We start from the raw sequence: 18,581 nt of genomic DNA on the forward strand, positions 1-18,581 counted from the left end.
GCGCTTCCTGCGTGGAAGCCCCCTAGCATGGAAGTCTAAATGTCTGTCGGTTCCTATATTTCCGCACTTCTGGCATCAGAAAAGCTTGGCGGGCAGGTTACCTGCCACCGCCTGCTGCCCGCCGCCGAGCCTCAGTACGCCCAAACGCGTCTGCCCTGGCCCGCAGCCATCAACCGCATTCTTGAGCAGCGCGGCATAGCCGGGCTGTACAGCCATCAGGCTTTGGCCACGGACCACATCCGGGCAGGGCACTCTATTGTTGCGGCCACGCCCACGGCCAGCGGCAAAAGCCTGATTTACAACCTGCCCGTGCTGGAACGCCACCTGCGCGACCCTGACGCGCGCGCCCTGTATCTTTTTCCCCTCAAGGCTCTGGCGCAGGATCAGCTTGCCGCCTTCAACGCCCTTACTGCCACATGGCCCAAGGACGCCCGCCCCGCCGCCGCCCTGTACGACGGCGACACCTCGGATCACTTTCGCCGCAAGATTCGCCGCGATCCGCCTGCGGTGCTCATCAGCAATCCCGAAATGCTGCATCTGGGCATTCTGCCCCATCACGAGCAATGGGCAGCCTTTCTGGCGGGGCTCACGCATGTGGTGGTGGACGAAGCCCATACCTATCGCGGGGTGTTTGGCGCGCATATGGCGCAGGTATTCCGGCGGCTCAACCGTCTGGCAGGGCGCTACGGCGCAAAGCCCGTCTATGTGCTGTGCACTGCCACCGTGGGCAATCCCGGCGAACTGGGGGCCGCGCTTACGGGCACGGCGTATCCTGCCACGGAAGAGAACATTGCGTCAGACGGTGCAGGCGGCGGTACAGATGAAAATCAGGCCAACAGCACAGCTGGCAATCCTGTCAGCAACGCAGCCAGCGGTACAGCAACCGCCCCGGTGTTCCAGACCGTGAACCCGGCAACGCCGCCGCCTGTTGTCATCGACAAATCCGGCGCGCCGCAAGGCCCAAGACACTTTGTATTCCTCAACCCGGAACAAAGCCCTGCCACGGCGGCCATTGACCTGCTCAAGGCAGCTCTGGCACGCAACCTGCGCACCATTGTCTACTGCCGCTCGCGCCGCATGACCGAACTTATCAGCCTGTGGGCCGGGCAGTCCGGCTCTTTTGCCAGCCGCATTTCAGCCTATAGAGCAGGCTTTTTGCCCGAAGAACGCCGCAGCATTGAATCGCGCATGGCCAGCGGCGACCTGCTGGCTGTTGTCAGCACCAGCGCCCTCGAACTGGGCATCGACATCGGCGGGCTGGATGTCTGCATTCTGGTAGGCTATCCGGGCACGGTTATGGCTACCTTGCAACGTGGTGGCCGGGTGGGCCGGGCGCAGCAGGAATCTGCCGTTATCGTGGTGGCGGGCGAGGACGCGCTGGATCAGTATTTCGCCAGAAATCCCGAAGATTTTTTCAGCCGCCCCCCAGAAAAAGCCGTAGTCAATCCAGACAACGAGGTCATTCTGGCCCGGCATCTGGAATGCGCCGCCGCTGAAATGCCCCTGCGCCTCGGCGAAGCCATGCTGGCAAGTCCGGCAGCTCTGGCCGCCGCCCGGCAACTCAATGCCCAGGGTCTGCTGCTGCAGTCGGCAGATGGCAAACAGCTGCTGGCATCACGCAAGCGGCCCCAGCGCCATGTGGATCTGCGCGGCACAGGGCAGACCTTCAGCATCGAGGACGAACAGGGGCACATCATCGGCTCTGTGGACGGCTTTCGCGCGTGGCGCGAGACGCATCCCGGCGCGGTCTACCTGCACCGGGGCCGCAGCTACATTATTGATGATATGGATCCGGCGCGCGCCCGCATTATGGCCAAAGAGGCCAAAGTGGGCTGGTTTACCCGTACTCGTGGGCAAAAAGCCACAGACATTCTTGAAGAAACCGAGCGGCTGTCGCTGGGGCGCACCCTTGTGTGCCGGGGGCGGCTGCGCATTATTGACACGGTGACGGGCTACGAAAAGCGCTCCACCTCGGGCAACCGCCTGCTGACCATCACACCGCTGGACGCGCCGCCGCAGGTTTTTGAAACCGAGGGACTGTGGTTTGTCATTCCCGACAATATCCGCGCAGAGATGGAAGACAACTTCATGCACTTTATGGGCGGCATTCATGCTCTGGAGCATGCGGCCATCGGCATGCTGCCCCTGCTCATTATGGCCGACCGCAATGACTTTGGCGGCATATCCACCCCCATGCATGCCCAGCTTGGCCTGCCCGCTGTCTTTATTTACGACGGCCTGCCCGGCGGCGCTGGCCTGACGCGCCAGGCCTTTGGCGATGCCCGCGCCCTGCTGGAGGCCACCTATAAAACCGTGCTGGCCTGCCCCTGTGAGGACGGCTGCCCCTCATGCGTGCATTCGCCAAAATGCGGTTCAGGCAACCGCCCCATCGACAAGCGGGCAGCTCTGGAACTGCTGCGCCAGTTGCTGGCCCCCGGCAATGAGGGCGACTTGTTGCGCGAAAAACTGGTCATGAGCCCGCCGCCGCCACGCCCTGAACTTGAGTTTGTGGCTGACACGGCCATGATGGACGGCAACTCCAGGCCCGAAATTGCTGCTTCCCCGGGCAACGTTGCGGATACACCCGCAAACAGTACCCGGTCCGCCTTGGCAAGCGGCTCGGCGGCCAGAGGTTCGGGCACCGGGAGTACAGTCCGCGCGGCGTCACATGTTGTGGAGGATATGACAGGACATGCGACAGGGCGTGTAACGGAACAGGCAACAGAGCATGGCACAAGTGCCGCGCCTGCCTGTACTGATGGAGGTTCCCTCATGACAGACCTGCAAAATCACATATCTGTGCCCCCGCCAGAACATTTTGTGGTTTTTGACGTAGAAACGCGCCGCTCCGCCGCCGAAGTGGGCGGCTGGCACAAAGCTGGCGATATGGGTGTGAGCGTGGCCGTGGCCTATGACAGCCGCGCCGATGATTTTTTCAACTACACGCAGGATGAGCTGCCCGCCCTGTTTGACCGTATGCGGGCATGCGGCCTGGTGGTGGGCTTCAACAGCCTGCGCTTTGACTATGCCGTACTGGCGCCCTTTGCGCCCTTTGACCTGCGCAACCTGCCGAGCCTCGACATCTTGCAGCGCATCAAAGATCGCCTGAGTTACCGTATCTCGCTGGACAATCTGGGGCAGGCCACCCTTGAAGCGCCCAAGAGCGCCGATGGCCTGCAAGCCCTGCGCTGGTGGAAGGAAGGCAAGATGAACGAAATCGCCGCCTACTGCCGCATGGATGTGGACCTGACCCGCCGCCTCTACCTCTACGGTCTGGAGCACGGCCATTTGCTGTTCACCAACAAGGCAGGGGCGCGCGTGCGTGTACCCGTGGACCTGCGTGCTCCGCATGGCAGATAACCGGGCCTGTCAGCACACGGCTGCAATAGAACAGCCCCTATTTTTCAAACTTACTATGCGCTAGTATCAAGGAAGCACTGATTAAAAAACTCCTGCGAACGCACAGTTTTTTTCGTTTGGCAAGGCGCGATCTTTTTTTGAAGCAGGAGTGGACTCTTCCGTCCCCGACTGTTTCAAAAAAATAAAGCAACGCAGCCAAACGGAATAAATCAGCGTTTCCGTAAACAAAATATTTTCCCATAACCACAAAGGGACTCTTATGAAACCGCAAGACGTCACCAATACTCCGGGCGAGCACGCTATTTTCATGATTTTCGGTTTGCAGGACGGCGCTGAAGCTCTGGCAACAGTAAAAGACCTGTGCGCCGATTTTACAGCCGTTGCCAGAAGCATGCGCACCCGGCTGCCAGATTCGGCAATCAGTTGCATAATGGGGTTCGGCGCTGAAGCCTGGGGCAAGCTTTTTCCGAAACGCGGCAAACCTAACGAGCTTGAAGTCTTCAAAGAAATCAAGGGAGGCAAATACACCGCAGTTTCCACACCGGGTGATATTTTCCTTCATATCCGCGCGGCACGGCTTGATGTATGCCTTGAAGCGGCAACCATCATCAGCTCCAAGCTTCACGGGGCGGTGTACCCCATTGATGAGGTTCAGGGCTTTCGCTATTTCGATGGGCGCGCCATAATCGGCTTTGTTGACGGCACTGAAAATCCTGAAAATGAAGCACGGCTGGCATCAGCCACAATCGGCGGAGATGACCCGGATTTTACAGGCGGCAGCTACGCTTTTGTGCAAAAGTATCTTCATGACATGCATGCCTGGAATGCCCTTTCCACTGAAGAGCAGGAAAAAACCATTGGCAGGCGAAAATTCAACGACGTTGAGCTCAGCGACGAAGAAAAACCAGAAAACGCACATAATGCCGTTACAAATATTGAAGACGAGGATGGAAACGAGCTGAAAATCGTGCGGGCGAATATGGCTTTCGCCAACCCCGCCAAGGGCGAATTCGGCACTTATTTTATCGGCTATGCCGGCAAATTTTCCACCACGCGCAAGATGCTTGAAAACATGTTCATCGGTGAACCCGTGGGCAACACGGACCGGCTGCTGGATTTCAGCACAGCGGCAACAGGCACGTTATTTTTCGTTCCTTCGGCAGAACTGCTTGAAGAACTGGGCGAAGACTAGGCGGCCTCTAAACGATTCTTTTGACTACTGGCGGGGCCAAAGGCATTTCACTCCAGTTATGTACCGTAAGAATACGCTCTGGCGCTCACCCCGCTGAAACCACGGCAAAAAGCCCCTGCATATCATTGATATGCAGGGGCTTTGGTTGTGTGCTTCTTTATGAGCCTACAGGCAGGCCATGCTATTTGAGTTTTTTGATGGTTTTTTCCATACCTTCAGGCAAGGGATAGCAGTGTTCCTCACCGGGAAAGGCCCCGGCGCGCACTTCGCGTGTATACCCCTCGATGGCGTCACGCAAAGCGTTGTCCACTGAACCGAAGTATTTGACAAACCTTGGCAGCGGGCGGGTATTGAGGCCAGTCATATCCTGCCAGACCAGCACCTGACCGTCACATTCCGCACCTGCGCCTATGCCGATGACGGGAATGGCAAGTTCCTTGGTAATGCGGGCGGCCAGAACCGCTGGCACGCATTCCAGCACCACGGCAAAGGCTCCGGCGTCCTGAAGGGCGCGGGCGTCGTCCAGCAGCTTTTGGGCCGCGCTGTGCGTCTTGCCCTGCATCTTGAAGCCGCCGAAAGCATTTACAGACTGGGGCGTGAGGCCCAGATGTCCCATGACGGGAATGGACGCCCGCACAAGTGCCCTGACAACGTCGCAAAATTCCGCACCGCCTTCAAGCTTGACGGCCTGGGCGCGTCCCTCGCACACCAGTCTGCCAGCATTGCGCACAGCGTCGTCCACGCTTGTGTGGTAGCTCATGTAGGGCATGTCGCAGATAACAAGGGCCTGCTCCGCTGCCCGCGCAACGGCGCCGCAATGGCGGATCATGTCGTCCATTGTGACGCTGAGCGTATCATCGTGCCCCAGCATGACCATGCCCAGTGAATCTCCCACCAAAAGGGCATTGACCCCGGCAGCGTCCATAACACGGGCCGTGCTGTAGTCATAGGCTGTAAGCACTACAAGCTTGTCTTGCCCCTTGGCAGCGCGAAATGTGACCACAGTGTTCTTCATGATACATGCTCCTTGATAAAACCGTGCGGGCAGATGCCGGGGAAAAACTGTTACACTAGGTACTGTCTCTAAATAATTCTTTTGCCCAACTGACTGCGTCAAAAGGCCATTTTTTACTCCAGTCATGTACCATAAAAGTACACTCCTTTCGTAAAAAAGACCTTTTTCATTGCCCTTGGGTCAAAATCGTTTATTTAGAAACAGCACATGGCTCAGACTGTATTATTCCGCACAAAAACGATTGTTGGCGTCATGAGCCAGGCCCATAAGCAGGTGCGTCAGCTTGGCCGCCGTGAAATCACAATGGTGCAGGCCCGCAATAGGCGCAAGCTCCACCACATCCAGCCCGACGACCTGCCGCCCTTCCACGCAACGCTCAAGAATAAACTGGGCTTCGCGCCAGTTCATGCCGCCGGGGGACGGCGTGCCCGTGGCGGGCATAAGGGAGGCGTCAAAAGCGTCCACATCAAAGGTGATGTATATACGCCGGGGAAAATCCTCGGGAAAAGGCAGTTCGGGCAGGCCCACGCGGGCCATAAAATAGGCGTCGTAATGCGTGACGTTGTGGGCCTTGCGTACCTCGGCCTCTTCTCGGCTGAAATCGCGCACGCCAAACTGTACCAGCGGCAGGCCCAGATCTGCCACCGCGCGGTGCATAACGCAGGCATGCGAGTACGGGCTGCCTTCATAGCTTGAGCGCAGGTCGGCATGGGCGTCAAACTGCACAATGCCAAAGGGTTCGCCCGTGCTTTGGGCATGCTTGGCCAAAGCACGCAACGCCCCAAGGCTTACTGTGTGCTCGCCGCCAAGCACCACGGGCATGGCCTTGCAGGAAAGGGCATGGGCAGCAGCAGCCTCAATGCGGTCAAGGGTGCCTTCAATAGGCCCACTACAATCCACAGGCGGCGCAGTATAAAAACCTGACTCGCCGGGAGTGTGCCCGCATTCCCAGGCTTCAAGCTGCTGCGAGGCCGTGAGCAGAGCTTCCGGGCCGTGAGCTGTACCCCCGCCATAGGAAACGCTCTGCTCCAGCGGAACAGGAATGATATGAAAGGCGGCCTGATCTGGCCGAACCGGGCTGTACTCTGATGCAAGAAAATGCTGCATGACTATCCTCATGACTGCGTGGATGAACCAAATAAAACGGCCCGCTTGGGGAGGCAGGCCGTCTTATTTGGAGGAGGCTGTCAGCAAAAGAAAGGAAGGTACTTTCTATTCTGCAATGGCCGTGCCAAACTAAACCCAAGAAAAACTTTCTTTAATATATTGCAATAATTAAGTTTTTATTTCAGGAACAAATCCTGTTTAGTTTAAAAACTTATACTTCTCAACCCGGCTTCCTTGCTGTGGGGGTCTCGCTGTACAAAAAATTATCTTCTTGCGCAAGTTATCCCTGTCGACAGAATTATTACTGAAATAGTTTGCATTTCTGTTCTGCCGTACGGCTCGTCACGCCCATCAGCCAGAATTACCCCGCTTGCCATATGCAGATCGCCCGGCAACAGCCGTATGCCCGAGCTTTACGGCGCAAGGCAATTGCCAGGCAAAGAGACGACCCTGATGGATGCCAGACGAACCGGATCATCTGCCGCCCAATTGCCCCGAAAAAGGCTGTTGGGCATATGTGCGGCATAGCGCAAGGGCTACTGCACGGTTTCCTTGCCGCTTGCGGAAGGCGAACCCTGAATACTGATGCTCAGTTTCTCAGCAAGTTCGCGAGCTCCGGGGCTCTGACGCCATTCGTCAAACAGCTTGCGCCATGCGCCGAATTCCGTGAAGCCGCGGTCAAGCTGGTCTTCATGCATTTGCAGCCATGTGTTGAAAAGCTGCATCTGCACCTGAAACGTAGAGCTGTTAAAAATCATTGCCGCGCTGTCGCGGGCTATGCTTTTGCCTTCCACGTGGGTGGCAACAAAATTACAGATGGCACGCTGCGACATTTCAAACGTCACTTCCTTGCCATTCATTTCGTCGGCCAGGGGCAGCAGGTGAGGATACAGTTCGGCAATGCGTTCCATACCTTTGACCGGCACGGCCATAAACAGCGGCGCTTCGCCATCCACCGGAGCGGCTTCGGGCTTTTCGCTGATAAAATAGAAGCGCAACCAGTTTTCAAACATCACCGCTTCAATCATAGCGGCGACTGCACTCTGGAATTGGCTCTGTGGTTCAGGCATGGAAACTCCTTAATTTTTTTGATGGCCCGGTATAGCCAGGCCCGGCTCGCTACCAGAACATGACCAAGTCAGCTTTGAAGATTGTGCGCTACAAAGCTGGCGTCCTGCCTAAAAACAAACGCAATCTGGCACAGCCAAAAGGCGAAAGTATTTATTTCGAAACAGCCCCTAGAGAAAAATATCGCAAGCGTTTTTATATGTACTATCGGGTGCAGCCCGCGTCAATGCGAATCGCCGCAAAGCCCGGTCAGGCCTCAATTCCCCGGCTGTTTCGCGGCGGCCATACGCTCGCGCCGCTGGCGCAGCGCCTTGTTGCCCATAAGGCTCAGAACCAGGGTGGCGGTTCCTGTCACAGCGCAGACCACGCCCAGAGGCACGGCGGTTTCCGGCCCGGCCAATCCCACAAGAGGAGAGGAAAAAGCCCCAAAAATAAATGCCGCCACGCCGATCACCCCGGAAGCCGCGCCCGCGCCCACATCCTGCGCTGCAATGCCCAGCGTAAAGCTGGTGGCAAAGGTCACTCCCTGAAGCGTAATCATGCAATACAGGGCCGCAATAAGAGGCCAGGGCGAAGCCGGGCGTACAATGGTTACCACCAGAACAATAAGGCAGGCTATCCAGCGCAAAACATTGCCCGCCACAAGCAATTTTTCTTCCTTGACCCGGTGGGCCAGACGCCCGGTAATCACAGCCATCAGGGAAAGGCTGAGCGCGTTTGCCCCAAAAATCATTGCATAGGCCGTGTGGGAAAAGCCGTACATATCCTGAAAAATAAATGGCGACGCCGCCACATAGCCGAAAAACCCCGCCATAGTGAAGCCCTGCACGCCTGCAAAGCACATGAAGGCCTTTTCCTTGAACAGTGTGCCGGTATAGCGCAGGGCGGCAAACACGCCGCCGGGCCGCCGGGCCTCTGGAAGCAGAGTTTCCGGCAGCCGCCACGCGCACAGGCACACAAGCAGCAGGCCAAAAATTGTCAGAAAAACAAAAACCGCAGGCCAACCGCCTAAAATTGCCAGCCCGCCGCCCAAAAGAGGAGCCATAATGGGGGCCACGCTTTGAATGGCAATAAGAACGGCCATAAAGCTGGTCAGTTCCGCCCCGCGAAAAAGGTCGCAGGCAATGGCGCGTGAAAGCACCACGCCGCCAGCCCCGCTGAGCCCCTGCGCAAAACGCAGGGCAATAAAACTCTCGCCCGACGTGGCGCGCGCGCAAAAAAACGACGCCAGCGTAAAGAAGGCCAGGGCCAGCAGCAAGGGCCCACGCCGCCCGTGACTGTCTGAAATGGGGCCGATGAAAACCTGCCCGATGGCCATACCCAGAAGAAACGCGGTGATGGTGATCTGGGTTGTCGCCGTTGAAATGGACAGATCCCCGGCTATCTGGGGCAAACTGGGCAAATAGGTATCTATGCTCAGGGGGCCGAAGGCTCCCAGCATGGCGAGCAGCAGCGCGAAAAAAAGTCTGCGGGATCGGCTTAATCGAACACCCGGGCCTACAACAATGTCATTCTGCTTGAAACTCATGCGGCGGTATTCCTCGATTTTACGGGATACTCAGTCCGGCTGGCCGCAAAGTCAAGTTTGCGCCGGGGCGGGCATATGCCGCAGGGCACTCTGGCGGGCCGGAAGGCCTTGTGCTAGGGTCGCGCTATGATTGATTACGCACAAGCGCTCAACGAAGCCCAATATCAGGCAGCCACCAGCGGCGATGGTCCCGTGCTGGTGGTGGCTGGCGCGGGCAGCGGCAAAACCCGCACCATTGTTTACCGTCTGGCCTGGCTGGCTGAAAACGGCATCTCGCCAGACGCCATGCTGCTGCTTACCTTTACCCGCAAAGCGGCGCAGGAAATGCTGCACCGCGCGGGCCTGCTGCTGAACCAGGGGCTTACCGGCGTACAGGGCGGCACTTTTCACGCATTTGCTTTCAGCGTGCTGCGCCGCTGGAAGCCCTCATGGCTGGCTGACCGGCCCTTTACGGTTATGGACGCGTCCGACATCACGGCGGCGGTCAAGCACTGCAAGGATGACCTCAAGCTGGGCAAGGGCGACAAGTCCTTTCCCAAAACACAGACTGTGGTAGGTCTGCTCAGCAAGGCCCGCAACAAGGAATTACCGCTGGACGAGGTGCTGAGGCGCGAGGCCATTCATCTGCTGCCCCACGCCGACAGCCTGACCCGGCTGGGCGATGTCTACGATTCTTACAGACGCGACAAAGGTCTCATGGACTATGACGACCTGCTTTTTGAACTTGAAGCCCTGCTGCGCTACAATGAAATGGCCGCAGCCAGCCTGCGCCAGCGCTTCAGCCATATTCTTGTGGATGAGTATCAGGACACCAACCTGGTGCAGGCCCGCATAGTGCGCCTGCTGGCCGGGCCGGAAGACGGCCCCCCCGGCAACGTTATGGCTGTGGGCGACGAGGCGCAGTCCATCTATGCCTTCCGTGGGGCCAATGTTCGCAACATTCTGGATTTCCCCAAATTTTTTCCGGGCACCACAGTTATCCGGCTGGAAGAAAACTACCGCTCCACCAAGCCCGTGCTGGATGTGGCCAACAGTCTGCTGGCCCATGCGGCGGAGTCCTTTCACAAAAATCTCTTTACCCGCAAGGAGGGGGGGGATCTGGTACGTCTGGTGACGCCTATGAGCGACGCCAGTCAGGCCAAGATTGTGGTGCGCCGTATTGAAGAACTGCTGCACGACCACATGCCGCATGAAATTGCGGTACTCTTTCGCGCGGGGTTTCACTCCTACAATCTTGAAATGGCGCTCAATCAGGCTGGCATAGGTTTTCGCAAATACGGCGGCCTGCGCTATACCGAGGCCGCCCACGTCAAGGACGTGATGGCCTACGCCCGTCTGCTGCTCAATCCGCTGGACCTGCCTGCCTTTGCCCGCGTTGCGGCCCAGCACAGCGGCATCGGCCCCAAGACGGTGGAAAAGCTCTACGCCGTTGCCCGCAGCGGCGACGCTGCCGCCACGGAAAAAGCCTTTGGCCGCCATACGGGCTTTCTGGAAGACATGCGCTTCATCAATGACCTGCGCACGCGCCCCATGTCGCCTTCATCCACGCTGGCCTCCGTGCTGGAGCATTACCGCCCGCGTCTTGAAACCCTGTATCCCGAAGATTGGCCCCGCCGCCAGCAGGGTCTTGAAGAAATCATACAGATGGCTTCAGGCTACATCCATCTTGACCTTTTTCTGGCCGATCTGGCGCTGGAATCGCCCGAAGAAGACGAACACGACACCGAAGGCAAGATCACCCTTTCCACCGTGCATTCTGCCAAGGGGCTGGAGTGGAACGCCGTGTGCATCATTGATCTTGTTGAGGACCGTTTTCCCTCACGGCACGCGCTGGCCAGGCCCGAAGATTTTGAAGAAGAACGCCGCCTCATGTACGTGGCCTGCACCCGTGCCCGCCAGAACCTTGATCTTTACGCCCCGGCATCACTGTACAACAGGGCAGAGCGCGGCAGCCAGCACGTGAACCAGAGCCCCTTTGTGCGCGAACTGGCCCCGGGCCTTGTGGAAGAATGGATAGAGGGCTTTGGCGGCATTCTTTCGCGCCGTGCGGCAGGAAGCTTCGGCGGGGCGCAGCCTTCATATCAGGCACGCTTTCAGGCCCGGCCTTTGGCCCGCCCGCAGAGCGCGCCAGATCATGCCGCCTACGATGACTGCCAGCTGCCCTCGGAACAGGAAAAATCGTCGCCGGGCCTGAGCTTCTCGCAATCACGCAATTTTGCGCCCGCGCCAGCCGCTGCCGCCGCGGGCAGTGGCGCAGCCCCAACCGGGGGATTGGGCGGTGAATCCAAAGGCGATGCCGCCCAGGGGCAGCTTTGTTACTGCACCCACCGCATCTTCGGGCGTGGCAAGATTATCAAGCACCTGTCGCCCGAAAAGGTACAGGTGAACTTTCCCGGCTTCGGCCTCAAGGTCATTTTGAGCGAATATCTGCTCATGGAGAATTGATATGGTTTCGGCCTCCTCCACCAGCGGCTCCGCTGCACCGCTATCGGAAGACCGCATTCTTGCCTGTCTGGCAGAGTATTTTCCCCAGACGCACCCCTCGCTGCTGCTGGGCAGGGGCGACGACTGCGCGGTGCTCAAGGCCGGGCGGCCTCTCTGCGTGAGCAGCGATCTTTTTCTGGAAGATATTCATTTTCGCCAATCCTACTTCACGCCCGAGGATATGGGCTACAAGGCGCTGGCCGTCAATGTCAGCGACCTTGCAGGGTGCGGCGCGCGGCCCCTTGGTTTTACGCTTTGCCTCGGCCTGCCCGCATGGGCGGATATGAAGTGGCTTAACAGGTTTTTCAGCGGCATGGCCGAAGTGGCTGGTCTGCACCGCATGGCGCTGGCCGGCGGCGACCTGTCGCGCAGTGAAAAACTGCATGTTTCCATAACCGTTTGGGGCGAGCCGGCTGACCCCGGCCATTTTCTTGTGCGCGGCGGCAGCATGCCCGGCGATACTCTTTTTGTGGTCGGCTCTCTGGGTCTGGCCCGCGTGGGCCTCACCCGGCTGGAAGCTCAAGGACGCCAGGCCCTGAACGATTGGCCCGCCGCCTGCGCGGCCCATTTGCGGCCTGTGCCGCAGGTGGATGCAGGTCTCATGCTGGCGCGGGCAGGTCACAATGCACGCCCCCCGGCCCTTATGGACCTTTCAGACGGCATCATGCGCGATCTGCCCCGCCTGCTGGGCCTTACAGGTGAACTCAGCGTCACCTGCCCGGAAAAATGCACGGGCCTTGGCGCAGAAATAGTACTGCCACAGGGCCGCCTGCATCCCGAACTTTTGCGCCACGCTGCTGAAACAGGCAAAAATCCCGTTCACGAAGCCTTGCTGGGCGGTGAGGATTACGCGCTGCTCGGATCCTGCGCGCCTGACATGCTGCCGCCCCTGCACGCGGCCATTCCCGGCCTGTTCAGTATTGGCGTTGTTACGGCTGGCGGGGGCATAGAGTGCAACAACGCCCCGCTGGACAGTCTTGGCGGCGGCTTTGACCACTTCGAGGTCTGAGCTGGCTTCATTTTGTGATTTGTCAGCACCGTAACCCGGCACGTTGTGGCGCAGAAATGGATTTTTCACGAACAGATAGCGGCCTTTGACTGGCAGGGAATACACATGCACAAGGACCTTCAGGCGCTGGCCCCGGAACTTATGGCCCCTTATGCGGAACAGATGCGCAGCGTCTGCCGCGATGCGTGGGAACAGGGTTTGCTCTCCGGCTGTAACGGCAACGCCAGTTGCCGCCTGCCCGCGCCGCATGACACTATTGTATGCCTCACCCGCAGCGGTGCGGCCAAGGGCCGCCTCGCCCCGCAGGACTGCTGCCTTGTAGATCTGCACAGCGCCGCGCCCCTGCATGGCGGCCCGGCATCCACAGAATCCGGCATGCATCTGGCTATTTACCGCGCAAAACCCCACTGCAAGGCCATTCTGCATACACACCCGCGCCGCCTTCTGGCCCTCAGCCTGCGGCTTGAGTCAGGTCAGCATGACGGGCAGCAGACAGACGGCCTGAAAGACTTTTTGCGGCTTCCCCTCTTTGAGGCAGACGTATGGCGCGCCCGCCTGGGCTTTGCCCCTGCCCTGCCCCCCGGAACCACAGAGCTGGCCGATGCCGTCGCCAAAGCTAGCCTGGAACATCCGGCAATCTGGATGGCCGGACATGGCCTGTGCTGTACCGGAGAACATCTGGCAGAAGCCCTTTGCCTGACCGAAGAACTGGAACATCTGGCCGCCATTCAGCTTTTGAGCATGAACTGAATACTGCCATCTGTGTAGCCGCCCCCCACGACAGATGAGCTTTGTCAGCTTTCACATTTCAAAGCTGTTATTCAGCCGAAAAAAGTAACGATCAGCTGACACACTGCGTTGCGCTGCGGTCCTCTTGTACAGCGGCAGGACTTAAACTTTGAACTGCCTTGCGGGAAAAGGCCCTGTTGCAAACAGAATCACCCCACGACCACGCCCTGAAATCCTTGTTTTACTCCAATAAGCCACTGTGATGTTCCAGTCTGAAACGGGAGTCACAAGCAACGGCTTTCAGACTCCCCACTGCCTCTAAGCAGGCCGATTCCAACAACTGCTTCACGAATCAAGCTAAAGGCACAACTCTAAGGCTCTTTATGGGCTTTTTTTAATCTCATCGTAACACGATTATAAAAATCGTGTTTTTCAGCTTGCCAAAACCACATGCCACATGTAGCATCTTTTTAAAGTTCGTAACACAATATTTTATGCCGAACCTCAACACGGAGTGCCCCCCATGACCCTTTTGCAGCAGATAGGCCATAAGGCAAAACCTTTTCTTGGCGGTCTGGCTCTTACGGCTCTTCTTGGTGCGGCCTTGCCCGCCGCAGCGCACGAATTCATTCTCAAGCCTGATACTGCAACGCCGCCCGTCGGGCAGAAAACCCGTGTGCAGGCGCAGGCTTCACACGTTTTCATGATCAGCGAAGAAGCGGAAAATCCCGCAACAGTGCGCCTGCAAATTTTGCAAAACGGCAAAGCTTCTGCTGTGAACCTGAGTGAAGACGCGGCCCTTGCCGCCCTTGTGGGCGATATTACGCTGGCAGACACTGCCCCCGCCCTGCTGGCGGGACACCGCCTGCCCCAGATATGGAGTGAAACCACCGAAGGCGTGCTTGAAGGCAACCGCGCACAGCTTGAAGCCCAGGGCAAGAAGGTCCGCTCGGTAGGCAAGTACGAAAAATTCGCCAAAACCCTGCTCAATCCTGCGGTCAATGACAGCCTGTACAAGACGCCTCAAGATCAGATGCTTGAAATCATTCTGCTGGACAACCCCGCAACCATAAAGCCGGGCGGCACAATGAACGTGCAGGTTCTGTTGCGCGGCAAGCCTCTGGCTGACGCCGCAGTGGGCCTGACGCACGATGAATTCAGCAAGGAAGAGGATACCTATAAGGTTACGGCCACCACCGACGCCCAGGGCAAAGCAGCTCTTGCGGTGGACAAACCAGCCCTGTGGATGGTCCGCACCGCCACGGTTGAAAAAACTCCGGGAACTGATGCAGACGAACACCATCTGCGGGCAACCTACGTTTTTCCTGTCCGGTAGAGCATTTTGCACTTGAAATAGCCATTTTACGGTGAGCAAATACCGCCCAGGCCTATTTCGTGGCAAGAATTTGCACGCAAACCCTTGCAGAACAATTGATTCATTTCATTACGTAAATTGCTCCAGGGGCTGCTTCCAAGGAAGCACTGGTTAAAGAGCCTCCTGGAAACGCACAGTTATTTCGTTTGGCAAGGCGCGATTTTTTTTGAAGCAGGAGTGGACTCTTCTGTCCTCGACTGTCTCAAAAAAAGTGAAGCAACGCAGCCAAACAGAATAAATCAGCGTTTCCCTAAATAAATGATTTTGCGCCAAGGGCAGGGACAAGAGAATTATTTAGAAACAGTCCCTAGCGAGGCAGACCGCCAATGAGATTTATTGTGCCCCCAAAAACATGCTGTGTCTTTCTATTCTGCGCCTGCCTTTCGCTGGCAGGCGTGGGACAAGTTTCGGCACATGCTTTGCGGGCTGCGGAAATTCCACAGGACAATGCCATAGTCGTGCAGTTTGCCTACTCTACGGGTGAAGTGCCCGCCTATGCAAAAGTGGAAGTTTACAGCCCTGCTGATGCAAAGCTTGAATTCCAGAACGGCCGAACCGACACCCAGGGACGCTTCGCCTTTGTGCCTAATGCCCCAGGCCAATGGCGGGTGATTATGGCCGACAATATGGGCCACAGGGTTGAGCACGAGATTACTGTGGCCCATAGCGGCGGCACCGCACCCACGGCTGGTGCCGCCGCAGACGCGTGGGGAGGTTTTTCTACCCCCTTGCGGGCCTTGCTGGGCGTTAGCCTGTTGCTGAACATAGGAACAATTTCCGTGCTGTGGCGCCGACGCCGCAAGGCTTAAGCCCAGGTTGGCAGCGCGGTTAGAGGCCCGCCCCTTGTGGGCGGGCCTCAATTTTTACGGAATACATAATGGCAGCCCGGCTTCTGCCGGGGCAATGGAGCCCCCCCTTAAAACCTGAGAACAATCTTTTCCAAGTCAATGAACCCCAAAGGCAAACAAAGCGGCCCTTTTCATGCATGAAAAGGGCCGCTTTCGCGAACGTCAAAAAACATATTTACAATCAGCAGGCTATGCCGTCTCGAGGCAAAATCCCTGTTATCCTTGCAAGAACGGGCAGTTATGCGGGAGCACAGTCTTTGTAACTCCATCAGCATAAAAGCCGGGGCTCAATGCAGAAGAACGGGAAGAGCTCTGGCGGCAACGCTGTCTAGGCGGGCGAGCATTCCATATCTGCGGTCACGTGTACGGTCTCTCCCACGATGAGGGAGGGAACGCCCTTGCCGACATTGAAGTCGCTTCTCTTTATGTCGCCCCACACCTTGAAGGCGCGTGTGGGCTTTTCATTCATAGGATTGGTCACCACTTCGCTGGCGCGGAAGTTGAAGGTAGCCTCTTTCGCCACGCCACGAATGGTCAGGGTGCCACTGATCTTGCCCTCACCGCTGGCTTCCAGGTGTACCCGGCTGCTTTCAAAGGTGATTACGGGATGCACGGCAGCCTCAAAAAAGTCGGGGCTGCGCAGATGTTCGTCACGTGCGTCCACATCTGTATCAACGCTGGCAACCTGGGCAGCCATGCTGAATTTGGCGTCGGAAAGGTCGTCCTTGCCAATCTGGGCAGTAACCACAAAGTCGGCAAACCTGCCAGTCACATCGGTAATGGTGATGTGTCTGACTACAAAACCAAGGCGGGAATGGGCCGGATCATTATTCCATGTGGTCATGGTATTCTCCTTGTTTTTCAGCCGTCTCTATGCACAATACATAGCTATCTTTTCATGCGGGGCAAGCCCTTGAGACAATCTGCCAGAGAATTTTTTCAAACAAAGGCGTGTTACGGCGTTGCATCAGGATTTTGAGCGATTTCATAACGAGACCATCGGGCGGCAAGCAGTGCGGCCGCCACAACTCGGCGTCATTTGAAGACTAGCTCAGGTTCCGGCAGAACGCCAATTTTGAAATGCGGCGCACTTCATATTTCCCCTGCTCTAAAATACGCCGGGCAGCCCGTTGTCCCGCAGGGCGGCATCACAGGAGCCGACGTGGTAGCAGGTGTGGCTGGCCAGCATGGCTATTGCCGCGCCAAACGTCACATCGCGCCCGATTTTTTTGCTCAGTACCGTATGAACCTTAACAAGGTCGCTGTCAGAAATACCGTCCAGCCATCCGTCTACGCTGATGCGCACGGCTTCTGCATAGTCCCGCATGGCGTCCTTGCCGATGGCGCAGGCCCCCTGCACCTTGAGCATAAGCGTGGCCATGTCGCAAGGGGCTGACAACGGCGCTTCATTTTCGGCAAGCGTAAAAAAATTCAGTACCGCAAGGGTATGCGCGACCTGCTGCCAGAAGGGCCAGCCACCGCGTGTTTCGTTCCAGATTTTGTCGGGGCACGTATCGACAAGCTGGGTCAAAAGACTCCAGGAATGGCGATAGGGCCCTTGAATCGCATTTGTAATGTCGCGAGACATGCAGTTCTCCTTTGGGCAGGTTCCCATTGAAAATGTGTATCTTCAATGCGCTGGCGAAGTCTGCTGCGTTTTCGCTGCTGAACAAGCACGGGGCAGCGCTCCGCTCTGCTTCAGCATAACCAAAGCCCCCGCCTTGTGCAAAGCGGGGGCTTGAGAACAAATCAGCTAATTGCTGATTTGCAACAGATAGTTACGAAAATTTTCGTCTTTTATCTGCTCCAGATTTATTCGAAACGGCTGGAGCCAGTGATGAGCACCATATCCACGGGCACGTTTTCGTGCATGCCCATGCTCTTGGTTTTCACCTTGGCGATCTTGTCCACTATGTCCATACCTTCGGTCACGCGACCAAAGGCGCAATAGCCCCATCCGTCAAGTGTGGGGGAACTGTGGTCAAGAAAAGCGTTGTCCACCAGGTTGATGAAAAACTGTGCCGTGGCGCTGTGCGGGTCACGGGTGCGGGCCATTGCGATGGTGCCGCGTTCGTTTTTCACGCCGTTGTCAGCCTCATTGGTGACAGGTTCGCGAGTGGCTTTTTCGTCCATACGCGCGCCAAGACCGCCGCCCTGAATCATGAAACCGGGGATCACGCGGTGGAAGATGGTGTTGTTGTAAAAACCCTCATCCACATATTGCAAAAAATTGGCAACGGTTTTCGGGGCCTTGTCGGTGAAGAGCTCGATCAAAATGTCGCCGGACGTGGTTTCCAGCAAAACCGTGGGATTTTCAGCCATGATAGCTCCTTTAGTGGTGATGGCCCGCGCCCCGGAAAAAGCCGGAGACGCGTCCTGAGCCGGAATATAGGGTATGCCCCGAAAGATGACAATGCCTGCCGCTGGGTATAGATTACCCTTCATGCCCCAAACACGCAAAAAACTCCCCAAGGCCGTCCCCAAAAAAGACGCAGACACTGGCCAGACGGCCAGCTTTCTGCCGGGATTTGAAGAGTCCTGCCTGCCATCTTCGTCTGGCACGGTGCGCCACCTGACGCCTGAAGAACACATCCCTGGCCTGCAACAAGCCCTGCTCGACTGGTTTGCTGTTCACCAGCGCGCCCTGCCCTGGCGCGCCAGCTATACGCCATATGAAGTATGGATTTCAGAAGTCATGTTGCAGCAAACGCAAATGGAGCGCGGGGTCAGCTATTTTTTGCGCTGGATGCAACGCTTCCCCGATGTCGCCACGCTGGCAGCGGCGCATGAAGAAGACGTGCTGCTTTTATGGGAAGGCTTGGGCTACTATTCGCGCGCGCGCCACATCCTTGCCGCTGCCCGCAAG

General features: G+C 57.4%; 14 protein-coding genes and 1 pseudogene. 8 read left to right on the forward strand and 7 right to left on the reverse strand.

Going from position 1 to position 18,581, the window contains the following annotated elements; translation table 11 throughout:
• The first annotated feature begins 39 nt into the window (after positions 1-39).
• Together QM579_RS04405 and QM579_RS04410 are read left to right on the forward strand one after the other, a co-directional pair.
• Complete coding sequence (locus QM579_RS04405) at positions 40-3,360, forward strand: DEAD/DEAH box helicase (protein ID WP_414997994.1); 3,321 nt, start codon at positions 40-42, stop codon at positions 3,358-3,360.
• Between the two features lie 259 nt (positions 3,361-3,619).
• Entirely contained in the window at positions 3,620-4,552 is a 933-nt protein-coding gene (locus QM579_RS04410; protein ID WP_414997995.1) for a Dyp-type peroxidase, read from the forward strand.
• 181 nt (positions 4,553-4,733) lie between these two features.
• Here the strand turns inward: QM579_RS04410 and panB are convergent, their stop codons facing one another.
• From panB to QM579_RS04430, 4 genes are all read right to left on the reverse strand, one after another.
• Positions 4,734-5,567 carry a 3-methyl-2-oxobutanoate hydroxymethyltransferase gene (gene panB / locus QM579_RS04415; RefSeq protein WP_414997996.1) on the reverse strand — a complete coding sequence of 278 codons (834 nt, stop codon included), beginning with the start codon at positions 5,565-5,567 and terminating at the stop codon, positions 4,734-4,736.
• Between the two features lie 222 nt (positions 5,568-5,789).
• Entirely contained in the window at positions 5,790-6,674 is an 885-nt protein-coding gene (speB, locus tag QM579_RS04420; protein ID WP_414997997.1) for an agmatinase, read from the reverse strand.
• Between the two features lie 536 nt (positions 6,675-7,210).
• A complete protein-coding gene (locus tag QM579_RS04425) occupies positions 7,211-7,744 on the reverse strand; it encodes a hypothetical protein (protein ID WP_414997998.1) in 534 nt (177 codons plus the stop codon).
• Between the two features lie 254 nt (positions 7,745-7,998).
• Positions 7,999-9,270, reverse strand: coding sequence for a multidrug effflux MFS transporter (locus QM579_RS04430; protein ID WP_414997999.1), 1,272 nt, complete (start codon positions 9,268-9,270; stop codon positions 7,999-8,001).
• A gap of 126 nt (positions 9,271-9,396) precedes the next feature.
• On the opposite strand from QM579_RS04430, the gene QM579_RS04435 reads away from it, so the two are divergent.
• From QM579_RS04435 to QM579_RS04455, 5 genes are all read left to right on the forward strand, one after another.
• Positions 9,397-11,715, forward strand: a complete 2,319-nt coding sequence (locus QM579_RS04435) for an ATP-dependent helicase (RefSeq protein ID WP_414998000.1) — start codon at positions 9,397-9,399, stop codon at positions 11,713-11,715.
• 1 nt (position 11,716) lies between these two features.
• Positions 11,717-12,763 (forward strand): thiamine-phosphate kinase, encoded by a 1,047-nt coding sequence (thiL, locus tag QM579_RS04440; protein WP_414998001.1) that lies wholly within the window; start codon positions 11,717-11,719, stop codon positions 12,761-12,763.
• Positions 12,764-12,808: 45 nt separating this feature from the next.
• A complete protein-coding gene (locus QM579_RS04445; protein WP_414998002.1) occupies positions 12,809-13,513 on the forward strand; it encodes a class II aldolase/adducin family protein in 705 nt (234 codons plus the stop codon).
• A 502-nt stretch (positions 13,514-14,015) separates the two neighbouring features.
• A complete protein-coding gene (locus QM579_RS04450; RefSeq protein WP_414998003.1) occupies positions 14,016-14,828 on the forward strand; it encodes a DUF4198 domain-containing protein in 813 nt (270 codons plus the stop codon).
• A 434-nt stretch (positions 14,829-15,262) separates the two neighbouring features.
• On the forward strand, positions 15,263-15,676 hold the full coding sequence (locus tag QM579_RS04455) for a hypothetical protein (protein ID WP_414998004.1): 414 nt from the start codon (positions 15,263-15,265) through the stop codon (positions 15,674-15,676).
• A 367-nt stretch (positions 15,677-16,043) separates the two neighbouring features.
• Here QM579_RS04455 and QM579_RS04460 read toward each other — a convergent pair whose 3' ends face one another.
• The 3 genes from QM579_RS04460 to QM579_RS04470 form a co-directional block, all read right to left on the reverse strand.
• Positions 16,044-16,559: a YceI family protein gene (locus QM579_RS04460; protein ID WP_414998005.1), complete on the reverse strand. Its 516-nt coding sequence runs from the start codon at positions 16,557-16,559 to the stop codon at positions 16,044-16,046.
• Between the two features lie 264 nt (positions 16,560-16,823).
• Positions 16,824-17,303: a DinB family protein gene (locus tag QM579_RS04465; protein ID WP_414998006.1), complete on the reverse strand. Its 480-nt coding sequence runs from the start codon at positions 17,301-17,303 to the stop codon at positions 16,824-16,826.
• Positions 17,304-17,527: 224 nt separating this feature from the next.
• On the reverse strand, positions 17,528-18,037 hold the full coding sequence (locus QM579_RS04470) for a peptidylprolyl isomerase (protein WP_414998007.1): 510 nt from the start codon (positions 18,035-18,037) through the stop codon (positions 17,528-17,530).
• A 121-nt stretch (positions 18,038-18,158) separates the two neighbouring features.
• Here QM579_RS04470 and QM579_RS04475 point away from each other — a divergent pair.
• Positions 18,159-18,581, forward strand: a pseudogene (locus QM579_RS04475) (A/G-specific adenine glycosylase); the annotation flags it as partial.

Origin of the sequence: Desulfovibrio sp., assembly GCF_047607245.1 — a bacterium.
In the GTDB taxonomy this organism is placed as follows: Bacteria; Desulfobacterota; Desulfovibrionia; order Desulfovibrionales; family Desulfovibrionaceae; genus Desulfovibrio.

What these genes read in the sequence shown, in the direction of transcription:
- QM579_RS04405 (WP_414997994.1), top strand. Translation starts at nt 40, where the DNA reads ATGTCTGTCGGTTCCTATATTTCCGCACTTCTGGCATCAGAAAAGCTT.
- QM579_RS04410 (WP_414997995.1), top strand. Translation starts at nt 3,620, where the DNA reads ATGAAACCGCAAGACGTCACCAATACTCCGGGCGAGCACGCTATTTTC.
- panB (WP_414997996.1), bottom strand. Translation starts at nt 5,567, where the DNA reads ATGAAGAACACTGTGGTCACATTTCGCGCTGCCAAGGGGCAAGACAAG.
- speB (WP_414997997.1), bottom strand. Translation starts at nt 6,674, where the DNA reads ATGCAGCATTTTCTTGCATCAGAGTACAGCCCGGTTCGGCCAGATCAG.
- QM579_RS04425 (WP_414997998.1), bottom strand. Translation starts at nt 7,744, where the DNA reads ATGCCTGAACCACAGAGCCAATTCCAGAGTGCAGTCGCCGCTATGATT.
- QM579_RS04430 (WP_414997999.1), bottom strand. Translation starts at nt 9,270, where the DNA reads ATGAGTTTCAAGCAGAATGACATTGTTGTAGGCCCGGGTGTTCGATTA.
- QM579_RS04435 (WP_414998000.1), top strand. Translation starts at nt 9,397, where the DNA reads ATGATTGATTACGCACAAGCGCTCAACGAAGCCCAATATCAGGCAGCC.
- thiL (WP_414998001.1), top strand. Translation starts at nt 11,717, where the DNA reads ATGGTTTCGGCCTCCTCCACCAGCGGCTCCGCTGCACCGCTATCGGAA.
- QM579_RS04450 (WP_414998003.1), top strand. Translation starts at nt 14,016, where the DNA reads ATGACCCTTTTGCAGCAGATAGGCCATAAGGCAAAACCTTTTCTTGGC.
- QM579_RS04460 (WP_414998005.1), bottom strand. Translation starts at nt 16,559, where the DNA reads ATGACCACATGGAATAATGATCCGGCCCATTCCCGCCTTGGTTTTGTA.
- QM579_RS04465 (WP_414998006.1), bottom strand. Translation starts at nt 17,303, where the DNA reads ATGTCTCGCGACATTACAAATGCGATTCAAGGGCCCTATCGCCATTCC.
- QM579_RS04470 (WP_414998007.1), bottom strand. Translation starts at nt 18,037, where the DNA reads ATGGCTGAAAATCCCACGGTTTTGCTGGAAACCACGTCCGGCGACATT.